General features: G+C 66.8%; 19 protein-coding genes, 1 tRNA gene and 1 pseudogene. 2 read left to right on the top strand and 19 right to left on the bottom strand.

The features are described from left to right. Nucleotides 1-155 precede the first annotated feature (155 nt). Nucleotides 156-1,301 (bottom strand): alpha/beta fold hydrolase, encoded by a 1,146-nt coding sequence (locus PV764_RS03425; protein WP_421116194.1) that lies wholly within the window; start codon nucleotides 1,299-1,301, stop codon nucleotides 156-158. A gap of 155 nt (nucleotides 1,302-1,456) precedes the next feature. Beyond that, nucleotides 1,457-2,383: a LysR family transcriptional regulator gene (locus tag PV764_RS03430; protein ID WP_421116195.1), complete on the bottom strand. Its 927-nt coding sequence runs from the start codon at nucleotides 2,381-2,383 to the stop codon at nucleotides 1,457-1,459. 140 nt (nucleotides 2,384-2,523) lie between these two features. Here PV764_RS03430 and PV764_RS03435 point away from each other — a divergent pair, with 140 nt between their 5' ends. Then, a complete protein-coding gene (locus PV764_RS03435; protein WP_070427099.1) occupies nucleotides 2,524-3,225 on the top strand; it encodes a pirin family protein in 702 nt (233 codons plus the stop codon). Between the two features lie 58 nt (nucleotides 3,226-3,283). On the opposite strand, the pseudogene PV764_RS03440 reads toward PV764_RS03435, so the two are convergent. The 3 genes and pseudogenes from PV764_RS03440 to PV764_RS03450 form a co-directional block, all read right to left on the bottom strand. Further along, a pseudogene (locus tag PV764_RS03440) lies at nucleotides 3,284-5,420 on the bottom strand (TonB-dependent siderophore receptor). 282 nt (nucleotides 5,421-5,702) lie between these two features. Continuing rightward, nucleotides 5,703-6,851 carry an aldo/keto reductase gene (locus tag PV764_RS03445; RefSeq protein WP_046273628.1) on the bottom strand — a complete coding sequence of 383 codons (1,149 nt, stop codon included), beginning with the start codon at nucleotides 6,849-6,851 and terminating at the stop codon, nucleotides 5,703-5,705. Between the two features lie 117 nt (nucleotides 6,852-6,968). Next, entirely contained in the window at nucleotides 6,969-7,649 is a 681-nt protein-coding gene (locus PV764_RS03450; RefSeq protein ID WP_421116196.1) for an ankyrin repeat domain-containing protein, read from the bottom strand. A 186-nt stretch (nucleotides 7,650-7,835) separates the two neighbouring features. Between PV764_RS03450 and PV764_RS03455 the strand changes: the two genes are divergently transcribed. Then, nucleotides 7,836-8,213, top strand: a complete 378-nt coding sequence (locus tag PV764_RS03455; protein WP_421116197.1) for a VOC family protein — start codon at nucleotides 7,836-7,838, stop codon at nucleotides 8,211-8,213. Between the two features lie 71 nt (nucleotides 8,214-8,284). Here PV764_RS03455 and PV764_RS03460 read toward each other — a convergent pair. The 14 genes from PV764_RS03460 to ftsH form a co-directional block, all read right to left on the bottom strand. Then, nucleotides 8,285-8,377 (bottom strand) — tRNA-Ser (locus tag PV764_RS03460). An 81-nt stretch (nucleotides 8,378-8,458) separates the two neighbouring features. Then, nucleotides 8,459-8,662, bottom strand: coding sequence for a carbon storage regulator CsrA (gene csrA / locus PV764_RS03465; protein ID WP_019183311.1), 204 nt, complete (start codon nucleotides 8,660-8,662; stop codon nucleotides 8,459-8,461). Between the two features lie 144 nt (nucleotides 8,663-8,806). Then, nucleotides 8,807-11,455: an alanine--tRNA ligase gene (gene alaS, locus PV764_RS03470; protein ID WP_421116198.1), complete on the bottom strand. Its 2,649-nt coding sequence runs from the start codon at nucleotides 11,453-11,455 to the stop codon at nucleotides 8,807-8,809. A 108-nt stretch (nucleotides 11,456-11,563) separates the two neighbouring features. Continuing rightward, on the bottom strand, nucleotides 11,564-12,055 hold the full coding sequence (gene recX, locus PV764_RS03475; protein ID WP_019183313.1) for a recombination regulator RecX: 492 nt from the start codon (nucleotides 12,053-12,055) through the stop codon (nucleotides 11,564-11,566). 110 nt (nucleotides 12,056-12,165) lie between these two features. Beyond that, nucleotides 12,166-13,206 carry a recombinase RecA gene (gene recA / locus PV764_RS03480; protein ID WP_026069798.1) on the bottom strand — a complete coding sequence of 347 codons (1,041 nt, stop codon included), beginning with the start codon at nucleotides 13,204-13,206 and terminating at the stop codon, nucleotides 12,166-12,168. A gap of 203 nt (nucleotides 13,207-13,409) precedes the next feature. Then, nucleotides 13,410-14,060 carry a transcriptional repressor LexA gene (gene lexA / locus PV764_RS03485; protein WP_019183315.1) on the bottom strand — a complete coding sequence of 217 codons (651 nt, stop codon included), beginning with the start codon at nucleotides 14,058-14,060 and terminating at the stop codon, nucleotides 13,410-13,412. 403 nt (nucleotides 14,061-14,463) lie between these two features. After that, nucleotides 14,464-16,143 carry a 2-polyprenylphenol 6-hydroxylase gene (ubiB, locus tag PV764_RS03490; protein WP_019183316.1) on the bottom strand — a complete coding sequence of 560 codons (1,680 nt, stop codon included), beginning with the start codon at nucleotides 16,141-16,143 and terminating at the stop codon, nucleotides 14,464-14,466. Nucleotides 16,144-16,179: 36 nt separating this feature from the next. Further along, on the bottom strand, nucleotides 16,180-16,674 hold the full coding sequence (locus tag PV764_RS03495; protein WP_019183317.1) for a CinA family protein: 495 nt from the start codon (nucleotides 16,672-16,674) through the stop codon (nucleotides 16,180-16,182). Between the two features lie 176 nt (nucleotides 16,675-16,850). Beyond that, the gene (hflX, locus tag PV764_RS03500) at nucleotides 16,851-18,161 is read right to left on the bottom strand and encodes a ribosome rescue GTPase HflX (protein ID WP_019183318.1); all 1,311 of its coding nucleotides are present in this window, start codon (nucleotides 18,159-18,161) and stop codon (nucleotides 16,851-16,853) included. A gap of 26 nt (nucleotides 18,162-18,187) precedes the next feature. Continuing rightward, nucleotides 18,188-18,469 carry an RNA chaperone Hfq gene (gene hfq, locus PV764_RS03505; RefSeq protein ID WP_019183319.1) on the bottom strand — a complete coding sequence of 94 codons (282 nt, stop codon included), beginning with the start codon at nucleotides 18,467-18,469 and terminating at the stop codon, nucleotides 18,188-18,190. A 107-nt stretch (nucleotides 18,470-18,576) separates the two neighbouring features. Further along, entirely contained in the window at nucleotides 18,577-19,530 is a 954-nt protein-coding gene (miaA, locus tag PV764_RS03510; protein ID WP_421116199.1) for a tRNA (adenosine(37)-N6)-dimethylallyltransferase MiaA, read from the bottom strand. Further along, nucleotides 19,530-20,429 (bottom strand): dihydropteroate synthase, encoded by a 900-nt coding sequence (folP, locus tag PV764_RS03515; RefSeq protein ID WP_046273633.1) that lies wholly within the window; start codon nucleotides 20,427-20,429, stop codon nucleotides 19,530-19,532. Before folP ends, miaA begins: the two co-directional genes overlap by 1 nt. An 82-nt stretch (nucleotides 20,430-20,511) precedes the next feature. Next, nucleotides 20,512-20,697: a hypothetical protein gene (locus PV764_RS03520; protein ID WP_019183322.1), complete on the bottom strand. Its 186-nt coding sequence runs from the start codon at nucleotides 20,695-20,697 to the stop codon at nucleotides 20,512-20,514. 100 nt (nucleotides 20,698-20,797) lie between these two features. Beyond that, complete coding sequence (gene ftsH, locus PV764_RS03525) at nucleotides 20,798-22,738, bottom strand: ATP-dependent zinc metalloprotease FtsH (RefSeq protein WP_019183323.1); 1,941 nt, start codon at nucleotides 22,736-22,738, stop codon at nucleotides 20,798-20,800. Nucleotides 22,739-22,746: the final 8 nt, after the last annotated feature.

Here is a 22,746-nt window from a genome sequence, read left to right on the forward strand (position 1 = left end):
TTGCATCGACGAAGACAGCAGCCATCGGTTGCTGTTTTTTTTTGCGTTGGCGCCGGCTGCCATTCGACAGTGACGGGTAGTGCCGGCCGCTGGCCGGCTCTCATGAATGTTGGACGATCACCTGGAGCCGGCCAGCGGCCGGCACTACCGGGAGGTCAACCCTGCGGTGCGGGTGCCCGGGCCGCCTGCATCGCCATCAGGTCGGCTTCACCCGGCAGTTCCGGCGCGGGGCACGCACCACCGGCGTGGTCGTCATGCGCCAGCCAGTCATCCACCACACTGCCCAGCAGATCCACGCGCAGCGGCAGCGTGATGTGGTCTTCGCCACGCAGCTCGATGTAGTGCACGCGCGGGCTGGCGGCCGCCAGGCGGCGCCCCTGCCCGACCGGTACATGCTGATCGTCCTGGCCATGCAACAGCAGCACGCAGGCGCGGCTGTCGGCCAGCGCGCGGGTGACATCGACGCGGTCCAGATCCAGGTCCAGCCGCTCGCTGGCGGCGGCGATCACCTGGTCGATATCCTGACCGCCATAGCGCCAACGTCCGTAGGCGGCCATCGCCTGCGCTTTCCATGCCGTCGGTTGCAGTGACATCAGGTGCGGGATCATGCTGCGAATGGCATCGCCGGCATTGGCGAAAGACTCCATCGCCACCACGCCGGTGACCTGGTCGCCGAGCTTGTCGGCGGTGAACAGCGCAGTGGCAGCGCCATAGGACACCCCGAACAGGTACAACGGCCCGACCACTTCACCACGCGCCTTCAGCGCCGCGATGACATCGACCACGTCGTCCGATTCGAAGGTGCCGTAGCCCGACGGTCCCGCACCCGAATGGCCGTGGTTGCGCAGGTCGATGGTGACCACGCGGTAGCCGGACTGCGCAAGCTGCAGCGACCACGGCAGCATCGCATCACCGTTCATCATCCAGCCGTGCAGCAGCACCACCGTGCCGCGCGGTGCCTGCGCCCGGAACGGGTGCGGCAGGTCCAGCGCCATGCCGGTGCGAAGCGGCTCGCCGTTGTCGTGCTGCTGGGCCAGGTACTGGTAATGCAGCCCGTACTGACCCGGGTCGAACGCACGCCAGAAGATCGGCACGCCCGCGCGCCCGGTCACCCGGCCATGCCGGTTGGGCACGCTCTCCACCGCTTCGGCGATGCGCGGCATGTCCAGCAGCGTGGATACGCCGCCGGGCGCGATCAGGCGATCACTCAACGAGGTCGAGGCAGCGGTGGAGGTCAAGGAAGAGCAGGCAGCCAGCCACAGGCCAGCCCCGGCCAGCAGCAACAGCAGCAAGCGCTTCATGGGCAGAATCGGAAAAACCAGACGAGTCGCGCAGGGTACCGATCACGCAAGCGCCGCTCTATCGCATCCAGATGACCATCCCATGACAGCCAAGCCAACATTCAGCTTGAACGGACGGGCAGCGGCATCGCCGCAGGCCCCTGCCCGGCCTGCGATCAGCCCAGCCAGCCTTCCATGGTGGGCCACCAGCCCGCCAGCACCTCCGGGCGCTGCAGCCGCTCCCGCCACCAGCGCAATGCGGCCCCCTCCTCGCCGGTGCGCCAGGCCAGCCAGAACGTTTCGTCCGGTTTGGGTTCCTCGACCTGTTTGATCACCAGCCGGCCGTCCCGCACCGCCTGCTGCACATACGGCTCGGGCAGGAAACCGAAACCGAGCCCGGCGCACTGCAGGCGGAACTTGCTGACCATGTCCGGCACGGTGACCGTTTCCTGCCCCATCAGCAGGCCCACCGTACGCGGCAGCAGCCGCAGTGCCGAATCGGCCACGGCGATCGCGCAGTGGGTGGCCAGCTGCTCACGGCCCAACGGTTCGGGCGCGGCCGCCAATGGATGGGAGGGCGACACGGCGAACACGAAGCGCACCACGCCCATCGGCTCGACTACATAGCCGCCGCCACTGGGCCCCTCACCCGCCGCGCCCACCAGCAGGTCCGCGCGCCGGTCCAGCAATGCCTCCCACGTGCCCGAGAGCGATTCAGTGATCAGCCGCATCCGGGTCTGTTCGGCCACCGCATTGAAGGCTCGTACGTCCTCGGCCAGCAGCGCCGGTACGAACATCGAATCGACCGCCACGGTCAGCTCGGCTTCCCAGCCGGAGGCGACGCGCCGCACCCGCATCTCCAGCTCGCGGGCGGCCCGCAGCAGATGGCGCCCCTCTTCCAGCAGCGCCTCCCCGGCCGGGGTCAGGTGCGCGCGCGGCCCGACCCGGTCGAACAGCTGCACGCCCAGGTCTTCTTCCAGCTTGGCGACCGTGTAGGAGATGGTCGAGGGCACCTTGTGCAGGGCCTTGCCGGCCGCGGCGAACGAGCCACGGCGGTCGATGGCATCCAGGATCTGCAGGGCGTCGAGGCTGAGCTTGAGCATTCGAAATTTTCGATGATGGCTTGCGAAACTATCCGTTTTTCAAGCGGCCGGAGCAAGCGGATACTGGCCGCAACAGGGAAGGGAACGGCAGCGACCACCCCGGACCGCCATCGAAACCATCGAACACCCAGGAGATTCCCATGCTGCAGATCCGCAAGAGCAACACCCGTGGCAAGGCCGACCATGGCTGGCTGAACTCCATGCACACCTTCTCCTTCGCCAACTACTACGACCCGCGCTACGTCAGCTTCGGGCCGCTGCGGGTGATCAACGAAGACCGCGTCCAGGGCGGCCAGGGTTTCGGCACCCACAGCCACAGCAACATGGAGATCGTCTCCTACGTGCTCGGCGGCGCGCTGGAGCACAAGGACTCGATGGGTACCGGTTCGGTGCTGCGCTACGGCGATGTGCAGCGCATGAGCGCCGGCAGCGGCGTCAGCCACAGCGAGTTCAACCACTCGGCCGACGAGGCGGTGCACTTCCTGCAGATCTGGCTGTTCCCCGATCAGGAGAACATCACCCCGAGCTACCAGGAGACCCACTTCGCGCCGGAGACCAAGCGCGGCCAGCTGCGCCTGATCGCCTCGCGCGACGGCCGTGACGGCTCGCTGTTGATCCACCAGGACGCGAACCTCTACGCCACGATCCTGGACGGTGACGACCGCGTCCACCTGCCGCTGGCCCCGGGCCGCGGCGCCTATGTACAGGTGGCCCGCGGGCAGCTGCAGGTCAACGGCATCACCCTGGAAACCGGCGATGCGCTGCAGGTCAGCGACGAAGCGCAGCTGACGCTGGAGAACGCCAATGATGCGGAAGTCATCGTGTTCGACGTCGCGCTGTAATCACCAGGCGCGGAAACGCAGACACCCCGGTTGCCCGGGGTGTCGTTCGTTGCGTGGATCAGAATCTGTAGTTCAGCGTCAGCCGGACGTTGCGCGGCTCACCCCAGGTGTAGGTGCTGTACCAGCTGAAGATCGTGTAGTAGTGCTTGTCCAGCAGGTTGTTGACGTTGAGCGTCGCCGAGAGCTGGTCATTGAACTGGTAACGCGCCATGGCATCGAGCAGCCAGTAGGGCTCGGTGCGATGGAGCTGGCTCCCGCCGGTGGCGGGGTTGGTGATGGTGCCGAAGGTGCTGCCCTGCCAGCGCGCGCCACCGCCGAGGCTCCAGCCATCAGCCACACCGGTGAGCCGGTAGCTGGTGTGCACGCTGAACTGGTCTTCCGGCTCCAGCGTGGAGACCTTGGCGGACTGCTGGCGCGCGATCTTGTGCGCGTAGCCGCCCTGCACCTGCCAGCCCGGCGCCAGCTGACCGGACACCTCCAGCTCATATCCCTTGGTGCGCACGCCCATCAGGCCTTCATAGGCGATCCCGCCACTCGGCGTCCTGCCGCCGGTCGGCTGCGCGTAGTTGTCCTGCTCCAGCTGGAACACCGCCGCGCTGGCGTTGAGTCGGCCGTCGTAGAACTCCGCTTTCAGGCCGGCCTCGTAGCTGCGCCCTTCCATCGGATCCAGCACCCGGCCCTGTTCGTCCTGGTTGCCCTGCGGCTTGAAGATGGTGCTGTAGCTGGCGAACACAGAGAAGTTGCGATTGAGGTCGTACACCAGGCCGGCATACGGCACGACCACGCCGCTCTCGTCGGTATCCGGAGACTTGTAGTTGGCGATGCGGCTGCCGAGGATCAGCTTGAGCGGATCGGCCAGGTCGAAACGGCCCACCACGTAGGCACCGCTTTCGCGGGTGACCTGGTTGTCACCGTAGCCCCACTGCCAATCCGGCTCGGGCACATCGCCGGTCCAGGCTAGTAGTCGGCAACGCTGCTGACATAGCCCGGCTGCGGCGAGTAGCCGTTGTTGACCCAGCGCTTGCGCGACACGCTGCCACCGACGACCAGCTCGTGCTGCCGGCCGAACCACTCGAACTTTCCGCTGACGTACAGATCGGCCGCATTGCTGGTGGTCTTGCCGATGTACTGGCCCAGCCACATGCTCACGCCCTCACCGGTGACCGGATCGGGATTGCCACCGGCCGCCGCGCCCAGCGAGGCGTCATACCCGTTGACCGGTGATTGAGCTGCAACTTGGCGACCCAGTCATTGGCGAAGGTGTGCTCCAGCGTGGCGAAGCCGGTACGGGCATACTGGCCCCAGCGGCTCCAGCGTGCGCCGTTGTTGAACGAGCGCGGCATCCTGTTGAAGTTGCCCTCGCTGTCCAGCAGCGGAATGCCACCCCAGCTGGAGCCTTCCGGATCGCTGTCCTGATAATCGGCACCGACAGTCAGCAGGGTGCTCTCGCCGATGTCGGCCTCGAGAATGCCGTAGAAGACTTCATTGCTGCGCTGGTAGTGGTCGGCATTGGAATGCTTGTCCTGGTAGGCGCCCACGACGCGGCCGCGCACGCGGCCACTTTCAGTGAGCGGCCCGCCGACATCGACCTCGGCGCGATAGCTGTCCCACGAGCCCACGCCCAGCGTGGCGCTGCCAGCCAGTTCGCGGGTCGGCTTCTTGCGCACCAGGTTGATGGTCGCGCCCGGGTCGCCCATGCCGGTCAGCAGGCCGGTGGCGCCCTTGAGCACTTCGATGCGGTCATAGATGGCCATGTCGCTGAGCGTGTTGCCGGCCGAGTAGGCCGAATCGCGCGCCATCGGGATGCCGTCGTACTGGAAGTTCTGCACCGCAAAGCCGCGCGCGTAGTACTCGGTGCGCTCGCTGTCGTAGGTGACGATGCTCACGCCGGGCGTGACCTTCATGACGTCATCGATGCCATTGAGGCCGAAGTCGTTCATTTCCTGACGGGTGATCACGCTGATCGACTGCGGCGTCTGGCGCGGACTGAGCACCAGGCGGGTCGCGGTGGCGATCGTGCCGGGCGTGTACGAATCACTGCCCTCGGTCACGGTGCCGAGCTGGTTGGCGGTGACCTGCACGGTCTGCAGGGTCTGTGCGCCGTCCTTGGCAGGTGCCTCGCCCGCCGGCGCCGCTTCGGCCTGCACGGCAGACGCGGACAGGGCCAGGCCCAGCACGCAGCCCATCGCCTGCATCAGCGGGGAGATCGAGGGAACAGTACGACGGCGACCCGAATGGATCGGGGCAACACGGAACGGAACGACGGACACGGCAATGCCTCCAGGCAGGAAGGGACTCCTCTGGCGGCGGCTGGAGGGAACGAATGGGCGGCATGATGCCGCATCCGGAGGGCCAGCGGAAGGCCAGCCCGCCCAGGGACGCGGACGGCGCCCGCCCACACCCCACTGGGCGCGGGGCGTGGTGGGTCGGGTAGGCGTGCCGATCAGCTCAAGCGATCTGCCGGCGCTACCGCCTGGTCAGCCGCGCGGCACCGGCGCATCGGAGGCAATCAGCTTTTCCTGCTTGAGCTCTGCCCAGAAGGCGCCCGGCACCGCAACGGACATGGAAGCGACGTTGGCCAGCACCTGTTCGGGCGTGCGCGCGCCCGGAATGACCGCCGAGACCACCTCCGGCGCATCGGCGAACTGCAGCGCCGCGGTGCGCAGGTCCACGCCATGGCGATCACAGATGGCCTGCACCCTGGCACGCTTTTCCGGCGCCCACGACGGCACCTTGCCGTCATACAGATAGCGATCGCGCCCAGCCAGGTAGCCGGCCAGCAGCGGCGAGCCGACCACTACCGATGCTCCGTGTGCGGCGATCTTGGGGAAGGTGTCATGCAGGGCCTGCTCGTGGTCGAGCAGCGAGTACTGGCAGGCGAGCAGGAAGATGTCCGGATCCGCCTCGGCCACCGCACGCAGGGCGGGCTCGGGACGGTTCACACCGAAGCCCCACGCCTTGATCAAGCCCTCCTCGCGCATGCGGGTCAGCGCTGGCATCGCGCCCTTCGCCGCTTCCGCGAAGCGCTGCTCCCACGGCATGCCGAGATCTTTCTCGTTGTCCGGCGACAGATCATGGATGAAGACCACGTCCAGCTGCGACACACCAAGCCGGTTGAGGCTGTCCTCCACCGAACGCCGCGTGCCGTCGGCGGAATAGTCGTAGCGGTAATGGAACGGCGAGGGATCCTTCCACATCACCTCCTGCAGCTCTCCGGCGGTCGCGGTCAGCAGCCGGCCGACCTTGGTCGACAGCGTGTACTCGCGCGCCGGGTGGTTGTGCAGGTGATGGCCGTAGCGGCGCTCGCTCAGGCCGAGCCCGTACCAGGGTGACGTGTCGTAATAGCGCACGCCTGCCGCATAGGCCGCTGCCAGCGTGGCTTCACTCTGTGCGTCGCTGGCGGCCGCGAAGCCATTGCCGATCGCGACACCGCCCAGGCCCAGACGGGTCTGCGGACGATAGCGCCTGCCCTGCTGCGCCGGGTTGCCGGGCAAGGGTTTCGTCGAGGCCTGGCCACGGGTGGGCAGGACGCTGCCCGGGCCGGACGACTGCGCCATCAACGGTGAAGCGGCGAAGGCGGCGGTGCCGGCGGCGGCAACGGAGAGGAAGTGGCGACGTGCGTTCACGGCGACTCCTGATTCTGCGGGGGAAGCGCACAGCGTCGCAGAACGCTGGTGCAGAGCATGCCGTTGCCGCGTCAAGGCAGCGGCAACATTGCTACCCCCCCCCCGCCGTGCGGATGCTCAGCCCTGGGCAGCGCCGGCGGCGAGAAGCAGCGTCTCGATCGCGCGGTACCCGCGCTGGCGTGCATGCTGCAGCGGGCTCACGCCGTCACCGTCGGGCAGGTTCACATCCGCGCTCGCCGCGATGAGCTGACGGACGATCTCGACATGCCGCGGGCCGCCATCGGCGAGGATGATCGCCTCCAGCAGCGCGGTCCACTGCAGGTTGTTGACATGATCCACCTCGACGCCGGCAGCGATCAGCGTCGCCACGGTCTCCACGTGCCCGCGTTCGGCCGCCGGAATGAGTGCAGTGCCACCGTAGCGGTTGGTGCTCTTCAGGTCCGCACCGGCCGCCAGGGTCGCGCGCAGGATCTCGAGATGCCCGCGGGCACCGGCGTAGAGATAGGGGCTGTCCTGGATCGCATCCTTGGCATTGACGTCGGCACCCGCCTGGATCAGCGCAAGCGCGGCCTCCACGTGATTGTGGTGGGTCGCAACCAGCAACGGTGTCGCCTTCGCCACGCCGCGCGCATCCACTCTGGCGCCCTGCCCCAGCAGCGTACGCACTGCAGTGGCATCGCCCTTCTCCGCTGCCCGATGCAGCCGCTCATCCAACGAAGCGGCACCGGCCGGCATGACCATGCCCATCAGCAGGCTCATGACCACCCAGCCGCGTAGCGACCTCCTTCCCATCGACATGTTCCTGCTCCTTCCACGGGGGCGCCCGGTGGGCGCCGCTGGAGAACGACCGTAGCCGAGCCGCCGCGCCGGCACCAATGAAGATTGGGGATCGACTGCATTCGCCATCCGAATGCGTCGGCCGACGCGCGTTCCGCCGGTTTCATGCGACGCTGCGCGCCATATCCCACACGGAAGCGCGCCACCATGCTGCATCACCTTTCACTGGGCGTGCGCGATCTCGCGCGTGCCGCCGCCTTCCACGATGCCGCGCTCGGTGCGCTGGGCATGCGCCGCGTCTTCGAAGACGACGACGCGATCGGATATGGATATGTCGAAGATGAGGATCTTCTGTGCCTGAAGCTGCGGGCCGATGCCTCGCCCCCGGGCGCCGGATTCCACGTGGCCTTCGGGGCGCCCTCGCGCCAGGCGGTGGACGCGTTCCACCGCGATGCACTGGCGGTTGGCGGCACCTGCAACGGGGCGCCGGGGCTGCGCGAAGAGTATGACGATCACTACTACGCCGCCTTCCTGATCGACCCGGACGGGCATCGCATCGAAGCGGTCTGCAAGTCGGTGGAGTGAACCAGATCGCGCAACCGGATCGCACAAAGAAAAAGGCCTCCGTACTTGCGTACGAAGGCCTTTTCTACAACTGGCGGAGCGGGAGGGATTCGAACCCTCGATAGAGTTTTAAGCCCTATACTCCCTTAGCAGGGGAGCCCCTTCAGCCACTCGGGCACCGCTCCAGTGTTCTTGGTCCGCCACTGCGATGAATCATCTCAGCGGGGGCGCGAATAATAACGTTTTCCGCGCCCTCAGGTAAAGCCTTAATCCGAAGAATTTTCACTTCCGGATGCATTCGGCTCATCACCGCGCTGGATGCGCTGGTAAATCTCTTCGCGGTGCACGGCCACGTCCTTCGGAGCGGTGATACCGATACGCACCTGGTTGCCCTTGACGCCGAGCACGGTCACGCTGACCGAGTCACCGATCATCAGGGTTTCGCCTACGCGGCGAGTCAGGATCAACATTTGTTCAAGTCTCCAGGGAACCGGTGGTGGCATTTCCCCACCGGCTTGGCGCCCCGGCAAGAGCGCCCCACGACAACGGGAAAAGATTCGCCATAGTACCGTCAGGCCTCCCGCCCCTTCAAGGAGCAGGAACCGTCAGGTTGTTCAGATACGGGGGGTGACCCAGTCGACGACGGCGGCCAGTGCAGAAGCAAGGGCGGGCCCGTCCTCACCACCACCCTGGGCGAGGTCCGGGCGGCCGCCGCCCTTGCCCCCGATCTGACTGGCGATATGGGCCAACAGTTCCCCGGCCTTGACCTTGCCCATTGCGCTGCCGTTCACGCCCGCGACCAGGGCCGCCTTGCCGTCCTGGGTGCCGGCCAGCACGATCACCGCATCACCGAGCTGCTGCTTGAGGCGGTCGATGGCATCGCGCAGGGCCTTGGCATCGAAGCCTTCCAGGCGCGCGGCCAGGATCTTGACGCCCTTGACCTCCACTGCGCCGGCGCCAAGATCGGCGGTCGCGCCCGCGGCCTGTTTGGCCTTGAGCGCGTCGAGTTCGCGCTCGAGCTTCTTCTGGCGCTCGCCGAGCTGGCGGATCTTGTCGACCACGTCACCGGCGTTACCGCCGAGCAGTGCGGCCGCTTCACTCAGCTGGGCTTCTTCATGGGCCACGTAATCCAGGGCGCCCTGCCCGGTCACCGCTTCGATACGGCGCACGCCGGAGGACACGCCACCTTCGGCGGTGATCTTGAACAGACCGATGTCGCCGGTGCGCGAGACATGCGTACCGCCACACAGTTCGGTCGAGTAGTCGCCCATCTTCAGCACGCGCACGTGCTCGCCGTACTTCTCGCCGAACAGTGCCATCGCGCCGAAGTCGAGCGCTTCCTGCATGCCCATGTTGTGGACTTCGGCTGCGTTGTTGGCACGCACCTGCTCGTTGACCTTGCGCTCGATGATCGCCAGGTCCTCGGCGCTGATCGGCGCGAAGTGCGAGAAGTCGAAGCGCAGGCGATCAGGCGCAACCAGCGAGCCCTTCTGCTGCACGTGGGTGCCCAGCACTTCGCGCAGGGCGGCATGCAGCAGGTGGGTGGCCGAGTGGTTGAGGATGGTGGCGCCGCGGCGCTGGCCATCGACCTGGCCGGACAGCACGTCGCCGACCTTCAGGCTGCCCTGGGTGAGCGTGCCCACATGGCCATGGAACTGGCCGGCAAACTTCTGCGTGTCGCGGATGTCCACCTGCACGCCCGCGCCGGTCAGGGTGCCGTTGTCGCCGACCTGGCCGCCGGATTCGGCGTAGAACGGGGTCTGGTTGGTCAGCACGATGACGTCGTCACCGGCCTGGGCGGTCTCCGCCGGGCGGCCGTCCTTGAGGATGGCGACCACGGTGAGGTCGTCTGCCTGCAGGCGGTCGTACCCGAGGAACACGGTCGGCTTGAGCGTGGCGACCAGATCGGCCGACAGGGTCACGCCGCCGCCGAACTTGCCGGCCGCGCGCGCGGTCTCGCGCTGGGTCTCCATCGCGGCGTTGAAGCCGTCGATGTCCACGGTCAGGTCACGCTCGCGCGCGATGTCCTGGGTGAGATCGAGCGGGAAGCCGTAGGTGTCGTACAGGCGGAACGCATCCACGCCCGGAATCACGCCGTTGCTGACCTTGGCCGCGACGTCGTCGAAGATCTTCATGCCCGAATCCAGCGTTTCAGCAAAACGCTCTTCCTCGGCCTGCAGGGCGCGCACGACGGTGTCGACCTGGGCCGGCAGTTCCGGATAGGCCACGCCCATCTGCTCGACCAGGGTCGGCACCAGCTTGCTGAAGAACGGCTGGCGCACGCCGAGCATCCAGCCATGGCGCAGCGCGCGGCGGATGATACGGCGCAGCACATAGCCGCGGCCTTCGTTGGACGGCAGCACGCCATCGACGATCAGGAACGAACACGCGCGGATGTGATCGGCGATCACGCGCAGCGACTTGTTCTCCAGATCGGCCATGCCGGTCAGCTCGCTGGCCTTGCGGATCAGCGCCTGGAACAGGTCGATTTCATAATTGGTATGGACGTGCTGCAGGATCGCGGCCAGACGCTCCAGGCCCATGCCGGTATCCACGCACGGCGCCGGCAGCGGCACCAGGGTGCCGTCGGGCTGGCGGTCGAACTGCATGAAGACCAGGTTCCAGATCTCGATGAAGCGATCGCCGTCTTCATCCGGCGAACCCGGGGGGCCGCCGGCGATGTGGTCGCCATGGTCATAGAAGATCTCGGTACACGGGCCGCACGGGCCGGTCTCGGCCATCTGCCAGAAGTTGTCCGAGGCGAACGGCGCACCCTTGTTGTCGCCGATGCGCACGATGCGCGATTCCGGAATGCCGACCATGTCGCGCCACAGCGCGTAGGCCTCGTCATCGGTCTGGTAGACGGTGACCAGCAGGCGCTCGGCCGGCAGCTTCCAGACCTGGGTCAGCAGCTCCCATGCCCAGGCGATGGCATCCTTCTTGAAGTAATCGCCGAAGGACCAGTTGCCCAGCATTTCAAAGAAGGTGTGATGGCGCGCGGTGTAACCGACCTGGTCCAGGTCGTTGTGCTTGCCACCGGCGCGCAGGCAGCGCTGGACGTCGGCCGCGCGCACGTAGCTGCGCTTCTCGGCGCCAAGGAACACGTCCTTGAACTGCACCATGCCGGAATTGGTGAACAGCAGGGTCGGATCATTGCCCGGCACCAACGGCGCCGACGGCACGATCGTATGACCCTTGCCCCTGAAGAACTCAAGGAAATCGCTGCGGATCTGGGAGGTAGTGAATTTGACGGATGCGTTCATGGGGGGGCTGGCTTTGTGCGGGCCGGTCAGTCCCTGGCACGCAGCCCCAATGGCCGGGTGTCAACTGCAGGACCGCCGAAACCACAAAGGGTATCAGGCCCGGGCCGCTCAGTCCTCAGGGTCGTAACGGGTGGCTTGGCGGATGCTGTCGCCGGGGAAGCCGCGGCGGGCCAGCAGATCGGCCGCTTTGCGCCGCTGTGGCAGTTCCTGCGGGCCGGCCTCGCCGAAACGGCGGCAGACCAGGTCGCGGGCGTTCTCGGTCCAGTCGCCTTCGAAAGTATCCATGGCGGCAGCGATCTGATCACTGTCCAGGCCATGTGTGCCCAGTTCGGCGCGGATGTGGATCGGCCCATAGCCGGTATTGGCCCGGATCCGGACCAGATTCTCGGCAAAGCGGGTGTCGTCCTGCCAGCCGGCCTCGGCCAGCTTGCTGACCGCCGCTTCGGCGGCCTCGTTCTCGATGCCCCGGGCCTGCAGCTTGCGGGTCAGCTCTTTGCGCGAATGCTCGCGGCGCACCAGCAACCCCAACGCCCGCTGGACCGGCGTCTGTTCCTGGACACGGCGCTTGCGCCGGGGTGCGGGGGGATCGGAATCGTGCATGGCCGCCTTTCATTACAGTGCGCCATCCTTGGCGCCATCCCGTCGGGGATTCGTGGAACTGCGGGCCAGGGCAGGCGTCACTGACGGCGCCGCCCTGCCCCGCAGGAAACTCACTCGGCGTCGTCTTCGGCGTCGTCGCCGCCTTCACGCACGGCTTCTTCCGGCTGGAACTTCTCGCGCAGCTCGGCTTCCAGACGCTGGGCAACCTGAGGGTTGTCGCGCAGATAGCCGCGGGCGTTGTCCTTGCCCTGGCCGATGCGCTCTTCGCCGTAGCTGTACCAGGCGCCGGCCTTCTCGACCAGCTTTGCTTCCACGCCCATATCGATCAGCTCGCCTTCGCGGCTGATGCCTTCGCCGTACAGAATTTCGGTGATCACCTGCTTGAACGGCGGCGCCAGCTTGTTCTTGACCACCTTGATCTTGGTCTGGTTGCCGATGATCTCGTCGCCCTTCTTGATCGCGCCGATACGGCGGATGTCCAGGCGGACCGAGGCGTAGAACTTCAGCGCGTTGCCGCCGGTGGTCACTTCCGGGCTCTGGCCCGGCATCATCACGCCGATCTTCATGCGCAGCTGGTTGATGAAGACCACCAGGGTGTTGGAGCGCTTGATGTTGCCGGTCAGCTTGCGCAGCGCCTGGCTCATCAGGCGGGCCTGAAGGCCCGGCAGCTGGTCGCCCATTTCGCCTTCGATTTCAGCCTTCGGGGTCAGCGCGGCGACCGAGTCGACCACCACGATGTCCACCGAGCTGGAGCGCACCAGCATGTCGGCGATTTCCAGCGCCTGCTCACCGGTATCCGGCTGCGACAGCAGCAGGTCGTCCACGTTGACGCCCAGCTTGGCGGCGTAGATCGGGTCCAGCGCGTGCTCGGCATCGATGAAGGCGGCGGTACCGCCCTTCTTCTGGCATTCGGCGATAGCCTGCAGGGTCAGGGTGGTCTTGCCCGACGATTCCGGACCGTAGATCTCCACCACACGGCCCTTGGGCAGGCCGCCGATGCCGAGTGCGATATCCAGCATCAGCGAACCGGTAGGGATGACCTCGACCGCCTCGACGACACGGTCGCCCATGCGCATCACGGCGCCCTTGCCGAACTGCTTTTCGATCTGGCTCAGCGCGGCGGTGAGGGCGCGCTTTTTGTTTTCGTCCATCGGAGTGGTCCTTGCAGAGGTCGTATCGGTGGAGGTGCTGTCTTTGGAAGTCTTCTTGGCCATGGGTTCACTTTAAGGCTGGCGTATCGCACGGGCTGAGATTCTGCCCCGCGTTCGGAAAAAAATTATCGGACATCCGTACCAACCTCAGCAAAACCAGAGATGTGCCACAAAAGACCGCGCGTGATTCAGGGGAAACAGGGTCAGCGGTTGGGCCGCAGCAACCCGCAATAGAGGCCTTCGATCGCGAAGTCCTGGTCCGGCAGCACTTCGATCGGTTTGTAATCGGGATTGCGTGGCAGCAGGCGGATCCGGTCCTTGCCCATCTTCAGCAGCTTGACCGTGATCTCGTCATCGATGCGGGCCACCACGATCTGGCCGGAGCGCGCGTCGCGGGTGCGGTGCACGCCGATCAGGTCGCCGTCGAAGATGCCCTCGTCGATCATCGAATCGCCCTGCACTTTCAGCAGGTAATCCGGCGCGGGCGAGAAGAACACCCGGTCCAGGACCACGAAGTCATCCGAGCCGATGTCCGCACCGATCGGCAGACCGGCCGCGACCCGGCCCAGCACCGGCAGGCGCAGGACGTGGTCCGGCAGCGCCGAGGCGGGCAGCGATTCGGGCAGGCCGCTCTGCAGCGCCGGTGCCTGGACCAGGCGGATGCCGCGGGCCTGGCCCGGAATGCGGCGGATCGCCCCGGCCTGCTCCAGCGCTTCCAGATGGTACTGGGCCGCGCGGACGCCCTTGAAGCCGAACGCGCGGGCGATTTCGGTCTGCGACGGCGGTGCGCCATCGGTCTCTATACGCTCGGCGATCAACTGCAGGATCGCCTGCTGGGTATCGGTCAGGTCCATGGTTAGTAGTATTACTACTAACGATGCGGGCACGCAAGTGCCCGCAGAGCAAGAGCCATTACAAGGACGGCGGTCCGGGCCCCGGCCGAAGCCGCCGGCGACGCCTGTAGCCACCGACCGTTGGTCGGTGACCGCGCGCAGCACGGCAATGCCTGGCGCTGCGGGCGCGTGTCGCTTGCGGCCATCCCTCCGGCGTTGAGCCTCTGCCATTTCCTGGGTCAGGCATTCCTGGCGCCGGATGGGGAGCAGCCACGCATGGCGTGGCGCTACCTGGGGCAAACGATGACCGGCCGAGCCAGGCAGCTAGCCAGCCAAGAGCAGCCGACCAACGGTCGGCTCTACGCGCGACGTGCGGCGTTGGCGGCACGTTGCGGGGATCCTTCGGATCCCAGCGGCAAGAACCCTAGGGGTTCTTGCCGCTGCGCCAGATCGAGAACAGTATCCACACGCCGCAGAAGCCGGCACCGATGAACCCGGCCACGCCCAGCGCCAGCAGCCAGCGGCTGGAGACGCCGCCGACGCTGTGCATGACGATGGAGGAGCCGATGATCAGCGCAGCGGTCACGATGCCCATCACCAGCCGATTGGCGGCGCGGTTGACCTGGTCGCCGAAGCCCTGCAGCGCGGTGGTCTCGACCTTGAGCTGGAGCCGCCCGCGGCGCGCCATCTGCAGCAGTCGGCGGACATCGCGCGGCAGGTCGCCGACCAGGTCCATCACTCCCACCAGGCTGCGCTTGCCGCGCTTGAGCATGGCGCCGGGCGAGTAACGCTGCCACATCACCCGTTCCAGGTACGGACGCGCGGCACTGGCCATGTCGAACTGCGGGTCAAGCTGGCGGCCCATCCCTTCCAGGGTCAGGAAGGTCTTGATCATCAGGGCCAGATCGGCCGGCAGGGTCAGCGCGTACTGGCGCAGCAGCTGGGTGATGTTGCCCAGCATCAGGCCCATGTGCAGGTCCTTGAGCGGCACCCCGCGGTACTGGTCGACAAACGTGCTGATGTCCTGCTGCAGCCGCGATTCGTCCACCTCCACGCCACCGGCCCAGTCCAGCAGGACGTCGGCCACCTGCTCAGGCTCCTGCGTGACCAGGCCGTGCAGGAGCTGGGCGACCTGGAAGCGGCGCTGTTCGGAAATCGCGCCGACCATGCCGAAATCGATCACGCCGATCCGGCCGTCGCGCAGGTAGATGATGTTGCCCGGGTGCGGGTCGGCGTGGAAACAGCCATCCTCGAGCACCATCTTGAGCACGATGCGCGCCCCGGTCCGGGCCAGCTGCACACGGTCCAGGCCGGCTGCATCGACACCGGCCAGGTCGCGGCCAGGAATACCATCAACGAAGTCCTGCACGTTGAGGCTTTCGCAGGTCCACTGCCAGTGCACATTGGGAATCAGGATGTCATTGCGGCCCTGGAAGTTGCGCGCGATGCGTTCGGCATTGCGGCATTCGGCGGCAAAATCCAGCTCGCGGCGCAGTGACACCTGGAACTGCTGCACCACCTCGGCCGGGCGGTAGCGCTGCAGATCGGGCAGCCGCGCCTCCACGATCTCGGCCAGCCGCGCCAGCAGGCGCAGGTCGGCTTCAATCACGTCGCGGATGCCGGGGCGGCGGATCTTCAGCACCACGGCAGTGCCGTCATGCAGGGTCGCGCGATGGGCCTGTGCCAGCGAAGCGGCGGCCATCGGGGTTTCATCCAGCCACGCGAACACCTCCGTCGCCGGCGCGCCCAGGTCGCGCTCCAGCTGGTCGCGCACCTGCGCGTACGGCAGCGCCGGTACCGCGTTCTGGAGTTCGGAAAATTCAGCGATCCAGTCGGGCGGGAACAGGTCCACGCGGGTGGCCAGCACCTGGCCGAGTTTGACGAAGGTCGGACCCAGATCCTCCATCGCGCGGCGCACGCGCACCGGCGCGGTCATCCGCAGCATCTGCTGGGTGTCGTTCCAGTGCAGCAGGCGGCCGGCACGCTCAAGCACATCGGCCAGGCCGATCCGGCGCACCAGGTCGCCAAAGCCATAGCGGATCAGGACCGACGCGATTTCCTGCAATCGCCCCAGGTCACGCACAGTACCCAGCGTTTCCCACATCGGCCCACTCTCCTGTCAGCACACGCGGTCAGGATGTCACAACAGGGGGAAGATTCCCGTCAGCGCCTGCTGTACGGTCTGCCGCCGTATGGCTTCGCGGTCGCCGTCGAACTGGAACAACTGCGCACGGGCGTAGCCGCCCCGGCCCTTCCAGCCGATCCAGACGCTGCCGACCGGCTTGTCCTCGCTGCCGCCGCCCGGCCCGGCGATCCCGGTCACCGCCACGGCGATGCCCGCCCCGGAATTGATCAATGCGCCGGAGACCATCTCCAGCACGGTCTCGCGGCTGACCGCGCCGAACTGCTCCAGCGTCTGCGCACGCACGCCAAGCAGACGCTGCTTGGCTTCGTAGCTGTACACCACCATGCCGCAATCGAAGAACGCCGAGGAACCGGCGATATCCGTCATCGCCTTGGCGATCCAGCCGCCACTGCAGCTCTCGGCGGTCACCAGTTGCAGCGAGGCCTGCTGCAGCCGCTGGCCCACGTCACTGGCGAGGGCGCCGAGCTCGGCGTCGGAAGGAACGGTCATGGGGAATCCTGGATCAACGGGGGGAACGAACGCCCCCAGTTTTAGCCGAAATCGTGGGTGATGTCGTGTGTCGCCGGGTGCGACGGAGGGTCGCGTTCCCTCAGGATCATGCGATGCCGGCCAGCGGCCGGCACTACCTCAGGATCGTGGGTGCCGGCCAGCGGCCGGCGCCCCCCTCACCACTCCGGAAGTTTTTCCGGGAGCATGGCGCGGATCGGTTCGCCGTCCTCGCCGGCCGCCAGCTTCTCGGCCTCGGCGATCGGAATCTCAACCTGGAGCAGCCAACCGTCTTCATCGGTTGCTTCGCTGCGCACGACCTCCAGCTGGTGCAGACGCGACCGCAGGCGACCGGCACTTGGCGGCAGCCGCAGCTCGCCACTGACGTGCTGCAGGCCCAGGCGCTTGCCCAGCACGGACTGCAGCAGCGGCAGGCCCACGTTGTCGCGGGCGGAAATCCAGACCCGTTCGCGACGGGCGCTGTCGGGAATGCCGTCCTGGCCATCGTGGCGCACCTCGGCCCCGTCGATGCGGTCGATCTTGTTGAACACCAGCAGCTGCGGCAGATCGCCCGCGCCGATGGCAGTCAGCACCTCATCGACCTGCGCGATGCGCTCCTCACGGTGCGGATCGGCGGCATCGACCAGGTGCAGCAGGAAGTCCGCTTCGCGGGCTTCAGACAAGGTCGAGCGGAACGCAGCCACCAGGTCATGCGGCAGGTCGCGGACGAAACCGACGGTATCGGCAAGCACGACGCTGCCACCGGGCAGCGCGATGCGGCGCACCGTCGGGTCCAGCGTCGCGAACAGCTGGTCCGCCGCGTAAGCCTCGGCGCCAGTCAACGCGTTGAACAGGGTCGACTTGCCGGCGTTGGTGTAACCCACCAGGGCGACGCGGGGCAGTTCGCTGCGCAGGCGGGCACGGCGCATCTGGGTGCGCTGCACTTCCACCTTTTCCAGTTTCTTCTGCAGCTGCTCCACCCGCTTCTGCAGCAGGCGGCGATCGGTTTCCAGCTGGGTTTCACCCGGGCCACGCAGGCCGATGGAACCACCGCGCTGGCGCTCCAGATGGGTCCAGCCGCGGACCAGCCGCGTGGACATGTGGCGCAGCTGCGCCAGTTCCACCTGCAGCTTGCCTTCATGGCTGCGCGCACGCTGGGCGAAGATATCCAGGATCAGCCCGGTGCGATCGATCACGCGCCGCTCCAGGAACCGCTCCAGGTTGCGCTCCTGCCCCGGCGACAGGGCGTGGTTGACCAGAATCAGATCAGCGCCGGTGGCCTCGGCCGCGGCCTTGACCTCGTCCAGCTTGCCGCTGCCGATCAGGATCGACGGATTGGGCCGATCGATGCGCGCGGTCAACGTGGCCGCGATGCTGGCCCCGGCGGAGCGGGCCAGATCGGTGAACTCTTCAAGCACGTCATCTTCAAGCCGGCCGGCATGCGGCTGGATCAGGAGTGCGTGTTCGCCTCGCTTGGAACGGTCAAACACGCAGTTCTCCAGAAATTTTCACACTGTCACTCAACGTCGTCATCACCTTGGACGCCTTCGGCGCCATCATTGGACTGCACATAGCCACCACCGGGCCCGACCTTCACATTGCGTGCCGGTACCACGGTCGAAATGGCGTGCTTGTACACCATCTGGCTCACCGTGTTACGCAGCAGCACCACGAACTGGTCGAACGATTCAATCGTCCCCTGCAGCTTGATGCCATTGACCAGATACACCGACACCGGCACACGTTCGCGCCGAAGTGCATTCAGAAACGGATCCTGCAGCGATTGCCCCTTGGACATTGCACACTCCTGATTATTGTTTTTATGGTCTTCCGGCAGTTGCCACGGCCCCCGCCGCCCGCCGGAACCCTTGATGGTACACGGGGCGGGTGGGTGGCGGCGTGGACTCAGCGTGCGACGAAGGTCGACACCGCATCCGCCAGGGAAGCCTTCTCTAAATGGGGATCGAACCAGCGCGCATCAAGCTCCCCGCGCAACCAGGTCAGCTGCCGCTTGGCCAGCTGCCGGGTGGCCTGGATACCCCGCTCACGGAACTCGGCGGCCGTCCCCTGCCCGTCCAGGTATTCCCATGCCTGCCGGTAGCCGACCGCGCGTACGGCCGGCAGATCCAGCGGCGCGGCCACCCCGGCCATGGCCGGCAGGGCGCGCAGCGCGCGGACTTCGTCCAGGAAACCGTGATCCAGCATCGCGTCGAACCGGGTTTCGATGCGCTGGTGCAGCACCTTGCGCTCGCGGGGGGCCAACACCAGCTTGAGCGCCCGCACCGGCAGCCGGTCCACACCAGGCAGCTTCTGCCATTCGCTGATCGGGGTGCCGGTCAGGCGATGGACTTCCAGCGCCCGCTGGATGCGCTGTGGATCGGTCGCGTGAATGCGCTTCGCCGCTGCCGGATCGATGCCGGCGAGCTGGGCGTGCATCGCCGCCCAGCCCTGCCCGCCCGCCTCGGCGGCGATCTGCGCGCGCATCGCCGGATCGGCTTCAGGCATCGGCGACAGGCCCTGCAGCAGGGCACGAAAGTACAGCCCGGTGCCACCGGCCAGAATCGGCGTGCGGCCGCGCGCAATGATGTCGCGCACGGCCCGGGCAGCGTCGCCGGCGAACTCTGCCGCCGAATAGGTCTGCCACGGGTCGCGCACATCGAGCAGATGATGCGGGGCCTGGGCGCGCTCGGCGGCGTCGGGTTTGGCCGAACCGATATCCAGGCCGCGGTAGACCAGGGCCGAATCGACGCTGACGATCTCACCGTTCAACTGCTGGGCCAGCGCGATCGCGGTGGCGGTCTTGCCCGACGCGGTCGGCCCCATCACCGCGATCGCAAGCGGGCGTTGGTCGACGGCCATCAGTCCTCGTCCGACCAGCGCGGCATCGCCGGTGCGGCCGGCGCCCGCGGCATCGGCACGGCATCTACCGCCGCCCACACCTTCAGGGCATCGACCGTGGCCGCGACATCGTGCACGCGCAGCAGCATTGCGCCGCGCTGGGCAGCGATCAGGTGCGCGGCGACCGAACCGGCCACGCGGTCACGCGGCTGTTCACGACCGGTCAGCTCACCGATGCTGCGCTTGCGCGACAGACCAGCCAGCATCGGGACACCGAGCTCAAGGAAACGGTCCGAGCGCGCCAGCAGGATCATGTTGTGTTCGGTGGTCTTGCCGAAGCCGAAGCCCAGATCGATGACCAGATGCTTCTTGGCGACGCCGGCCATCTCGGCCTGGAACATGCGCTCGGTCAGGAAACGATGCACCTCGGCGACGACATCGTCGTAGTGCGGGGTGTCCTGCATGCTGCCCGGCTCGCCCTGCATGTGCATCAACACCACCGGCACGCCGAGCTCGGCGGCAGCCTCCAGCGCACCGGGCTGGCGCAGCGCATGAATGTCATTGATCAGGCCGGCACCGGCGGCGACGGCGGCACGCATCACCTCGGGCTTGAAAGTGTCGATGCTGATCGGCACGGAAGTTTCGCGCGCCAGGCGCTCGATCACCGGGATGACCCGGCGCAGTTCTTCGTCCAGCGGCACCGGCGCACTGCCGGGCCGGGTCGACTCGCCGCCGATGTCGAGCAGGTCGGCACCTTCGGCCACCAGCTGCAGGCCGTGTGCGACCGCGGCCTCGACGCTGTCGTGCTCACCGCCGTCGGAAAACGAATCCGGGGTGACATTGACGATGCCCATGACCCGCGGGCGATCCAGCCGCAGCAGGCGGCCGCCGCAATCGAGCTGGGGAGAAATGTCGAACATGGGCAGATCCACGAAGTACGCCAGCGCGTAGTTTACGCCGGACCACGCGAGCGCCTGCCGGTCGCGCTGACGAAGCCTGCCCTCAGCGCTGGCGGCGCTTGCGCTCCACGTAGACCGTCTTGGCGATGCTCATCAGCACGCCGACGGCGATGCCGATGCCGGCGCCGAGCAGGAAGTTGTCGCGGGTCAGGCCGATGGCCACGCCAATGATCGTGGCGATCACCATTTCAGTGGTGTGCGAGATCGGCTGCGGTGGGGGTGCGGACATGGCGACTCCAGAACGGGAACGAAAACAGAGCCACATTATGACCCGCCGGAAACGACGAAGGCCGGGTTTCCCCGGCCTTCGTCACTTACGTGGGCAACACTCAGATCTGTTCGGCAGGGCCGGCGATCGGGGCGACCGGACGGGCATCGCCGCCCTTGTCGTTGTTGCCGCCATCCTTGTTGCTGGCCGACTTGCCCCAGCCCGCCGGCGGCGGCGGATCGCGCCCTTCCATCACGGCGTTGATCTGCGGCGCATCGATGGTCTCGTACTGCAGCAGCAGCTGGGACATCGTGTGCAGCTTGTCGAGGTTGGCGGTCAGCAGCTCGGTGGTACGGGCGTAAGCCTTGTCCAGGATGCTGCGGACCACTTCGTCGATGCGGCGCGCGGTATCGTCGGACACGCTCTTGTGCTGCGTCACCGAACGGCCGAGGAACACTTCATCGTCCTCTTCACCGTAGGCGATCGGGCCGAGCTCGTCGGACAGGCCCCACTTGGTGACCATGTTGCGGGCCATCTTGGTGGCGCGCTCGATATCGTTGGAGGCACCGGTGGTGACCTTGTCGGTGCCGAAGATCAGCTCCTCGGCCACACGGCCGCCGTACAGCGAGCACAGCTGCGATTCGATCGCCACGCGGTTCATCGAGTACTTGTCGCCTTCCGGCAGGTACATCGTCACGCCCAGCGCACGGCCGCGCGGAATGATGGTGACCTTGTAGACCGGATCGTGCTCGGGCACCAGGCGGCCGACGATGGCATGGCCGGCTTCGTGATACGCGGTGAGCGTCTTTTCTTCTTCGCTCATCGCCATCGAACGGCGCTCGGCACCCATCAGGATCTTGTCGCGGGCACGGTCGAAGTGGTCCATGCGGACTTCCTTCTCACCGCCACGCGCCGCGAACAGCGCCGCTTCGTTGGCCAGGTTGGCCAGGTCCGCACCGGAGAAGCCCGGGGTACCGCGCGCGATCACCATCGGCTCGACATCGTCGGCCAGCGGCAGCTTGCGCATGTGCACCTTGAGGATCTGCTCGCGGCCCTTGACGTCCGGCAGGCCGACCACGACCTGGCGGTCGAAACGGCCCGGGCGCAGCAGCGCCGGATCCAGCACGTCCGGACGGTTGGTGGCGGCGATGACGATCACGCCCTCGCCTCCCTCGAAACCGTCCATTTCGACCAGCAGCTGGTTCAGGGTCTGCTCGCGCTCGTCGTGACCGCCGCCCAGGCCGGCGCCACGATGACGGCCGACGGCGTCGATTTCATCGATGAAGATGATGCACGGGGCCTGCTTCTTGGCCTGCTCGAACATGTCGCGCACGCGGCTGGCGCCGACGCCGACGAACATTTCCACGAAGTCCGAACCGGAGATCGAGAAGAACGGGACCTTGGCCTCACCCGCAATGGCGCGGGCCAGCAGGGTCTTGCCGGTACCCGGCGGGCCGACCATCAGCACGCCGCGCGGAATCTTGCCGCCCAGCTTGGTGAACTTGGTCGGGTCGCGCAGGAAGTCGACCAGTTCGCCAACCTCTTCCTTGGCCTCGTCGCAGCCGGCGACATCGGCGAAGGTGACCTTGATCTGGTCTTCGCCCTGCAGCTTGGCGCGCGACTTGCCGAAGGACATCGCGCCCTTGGCCCCGCCGCCACCGCCCTGCATCTGGCGCATGATGAAGATCCAGAAGCCGATGATCAGGATCACCGGGAGGAAGTTCATCAGGATCGCGCCCAGCGAGATGCCGCTGGACGGCGGCGCCTGCTCGAATTCCACCTTCTTGCCGCGCAGCACGTTGATCAGGTCGCGATCGTAGGGCGCGGTGATGGTGCTGGTCTGGCCGCTGCGGGTGGTGTAGGTCACATCATTGGCACCGCCGCGCATTTCGCCCAGCACTACTTTCTGGATGTTGCCGCTGTCCACCTGGTCGAGGAACTGCGAATACGTCGCACCCTGCGCGCCGGCTCCGCTGCTCTTCGGCGAGAAGCTCTGGAAGACCACCATCAGCACGACGGCGACGACCACCCATAGCAGGAGGTTCTTGGTCAAGTCGTTCATCCTCATTG

The organism is Stenotrophomonas sp. AS1, from assembly GCF_048957655.1.
GTDB lineage: Bacteria > Pseudomonadota > Gammaproteobacteria > Xanthomonadales > Xanthomonadaceae > Stenotrophomonas > Stenotrophomonas bentonitica_A.

Excerpts from the sequence above, each read along its gene's own strand:
- miaA (WP_421116199.1), bottom strand. The coding sequence starts at position 19,530 with ATGGCCGTCGACCAACGCCCGCTTGCGATCGCGGTGATGGGGCCGACC.
- csrA (WP_019183311.1), bottom strand. The coding sequence starts at position 8,662 with ATGTTGATCCTGACTCGCCGCGTAGGCGAAACCCTGATGATCGGTGAC.
- alaS (WP_421116198.1), bottom strand. The coding sequence starts at position 11,455 with ATGAACGCATCCGTCAAATTCACTACCTCCCAGATCCGCAGCGATTTC.
- ftsH (WP_019183323.1), bottom strand. The coding sequence starts at position 22,738 with ATGAACGACTTGACCAAGAACCTCCTGCTATGGGTGGTCGTCGCCGTC.
- PV764_RS03495 (WP_019183317.1), bottom strand. The coding sequence starts at position 16,674 with ATGACCGTTCCTTCCGACGCCGAGCTCGGCGCCCTCGCCAGTGACGTG.
- PV764_RS03455 (WP_421116197.1), top strand. The coding sequence starts at position 7,836 with ATGCTGCATCACCTTTCACTGGGCGTGCGCGATCTCGCGCGTGCCGCC.
- folP (WP_046273633.1), bottom strand. The coding sequence starts at position 20,429 with ATGTTCGACATTTCTCCCCAGCTCGATTGCGGCGGCCGCCTGCTGCGG.
- hfq (WP_019183319.1), bottom strand. The coding sequence starts at position 18,469 with ATGTCCAAGGGGCAATCGCTGCAGGATCCGTTTCTGAATGCACTTCGG.
- recX (WP_019183313.1), bottom strand. The coding sequence starts at position 12,055 with ATGCACGATTCCGATCCCCCCGCACCCCGGCGCAAGCGCCGTGTCCAG.
- PV764_RS03430 (WP_421116195.1), bottom strand. The coding sequence starts at position 2,383 with ATGCTCAAGCTCAGCCTCGACGCCCTGCAGATCCTGGATGCCATCGAC.
- ubiB (WP_019183316.1), bottom strand. The coding sequence starts at position 16,143 with ATGTGGGAAACGCTGGGTACTGTGCGTGACCTGGGGCGATTGCAGGAA.
- lexA (WP_019183315.1), bottom strand. The coding sequence starts at position 14,060 with ATGGACCTGACCGATACCCAGCAGGCGATCCTGCAGTTGATCGCCGAG.
- PV764_RS03425 (WP_421116194.1), bottom strand. The coding sequence starts at position 1,301 with ATGAAGCGCTTGCTGCTGTTGCTGCTGGCCGGGGCTGGCCTGTGGCTG.
- PV764_RS03435 (WP_070427099.1), top strand. The coding sequence starts at position 2,524 with ATGCTGCAGATCCGCAAGAGCAACACCCGTGGCAAGGCCGACCATGGC.
- recA (WP_026069798.1), bottom strand. The coding sequence starts at position 13,206 with ATGGACGAAAACAAAAAGCGCGCCCTCACCGCCGCGCTGAGCCAGATC.
- PV764_RS03450 (WP_421116196.1), bottom strand. The coding sequence starts at position 7,649 with ATGTCGATGGGAAGGAGGTCGCTACGCGGCTGGGTGGTCATGAGCCTG.
- PV764_RS03520 (WP_019183322.1), bottom strand. The coding sequence starts at position 20,697 with ATGTCCGCACCCCCACCGCAGCCGATCTCGCACACCACTGAAATGGTG.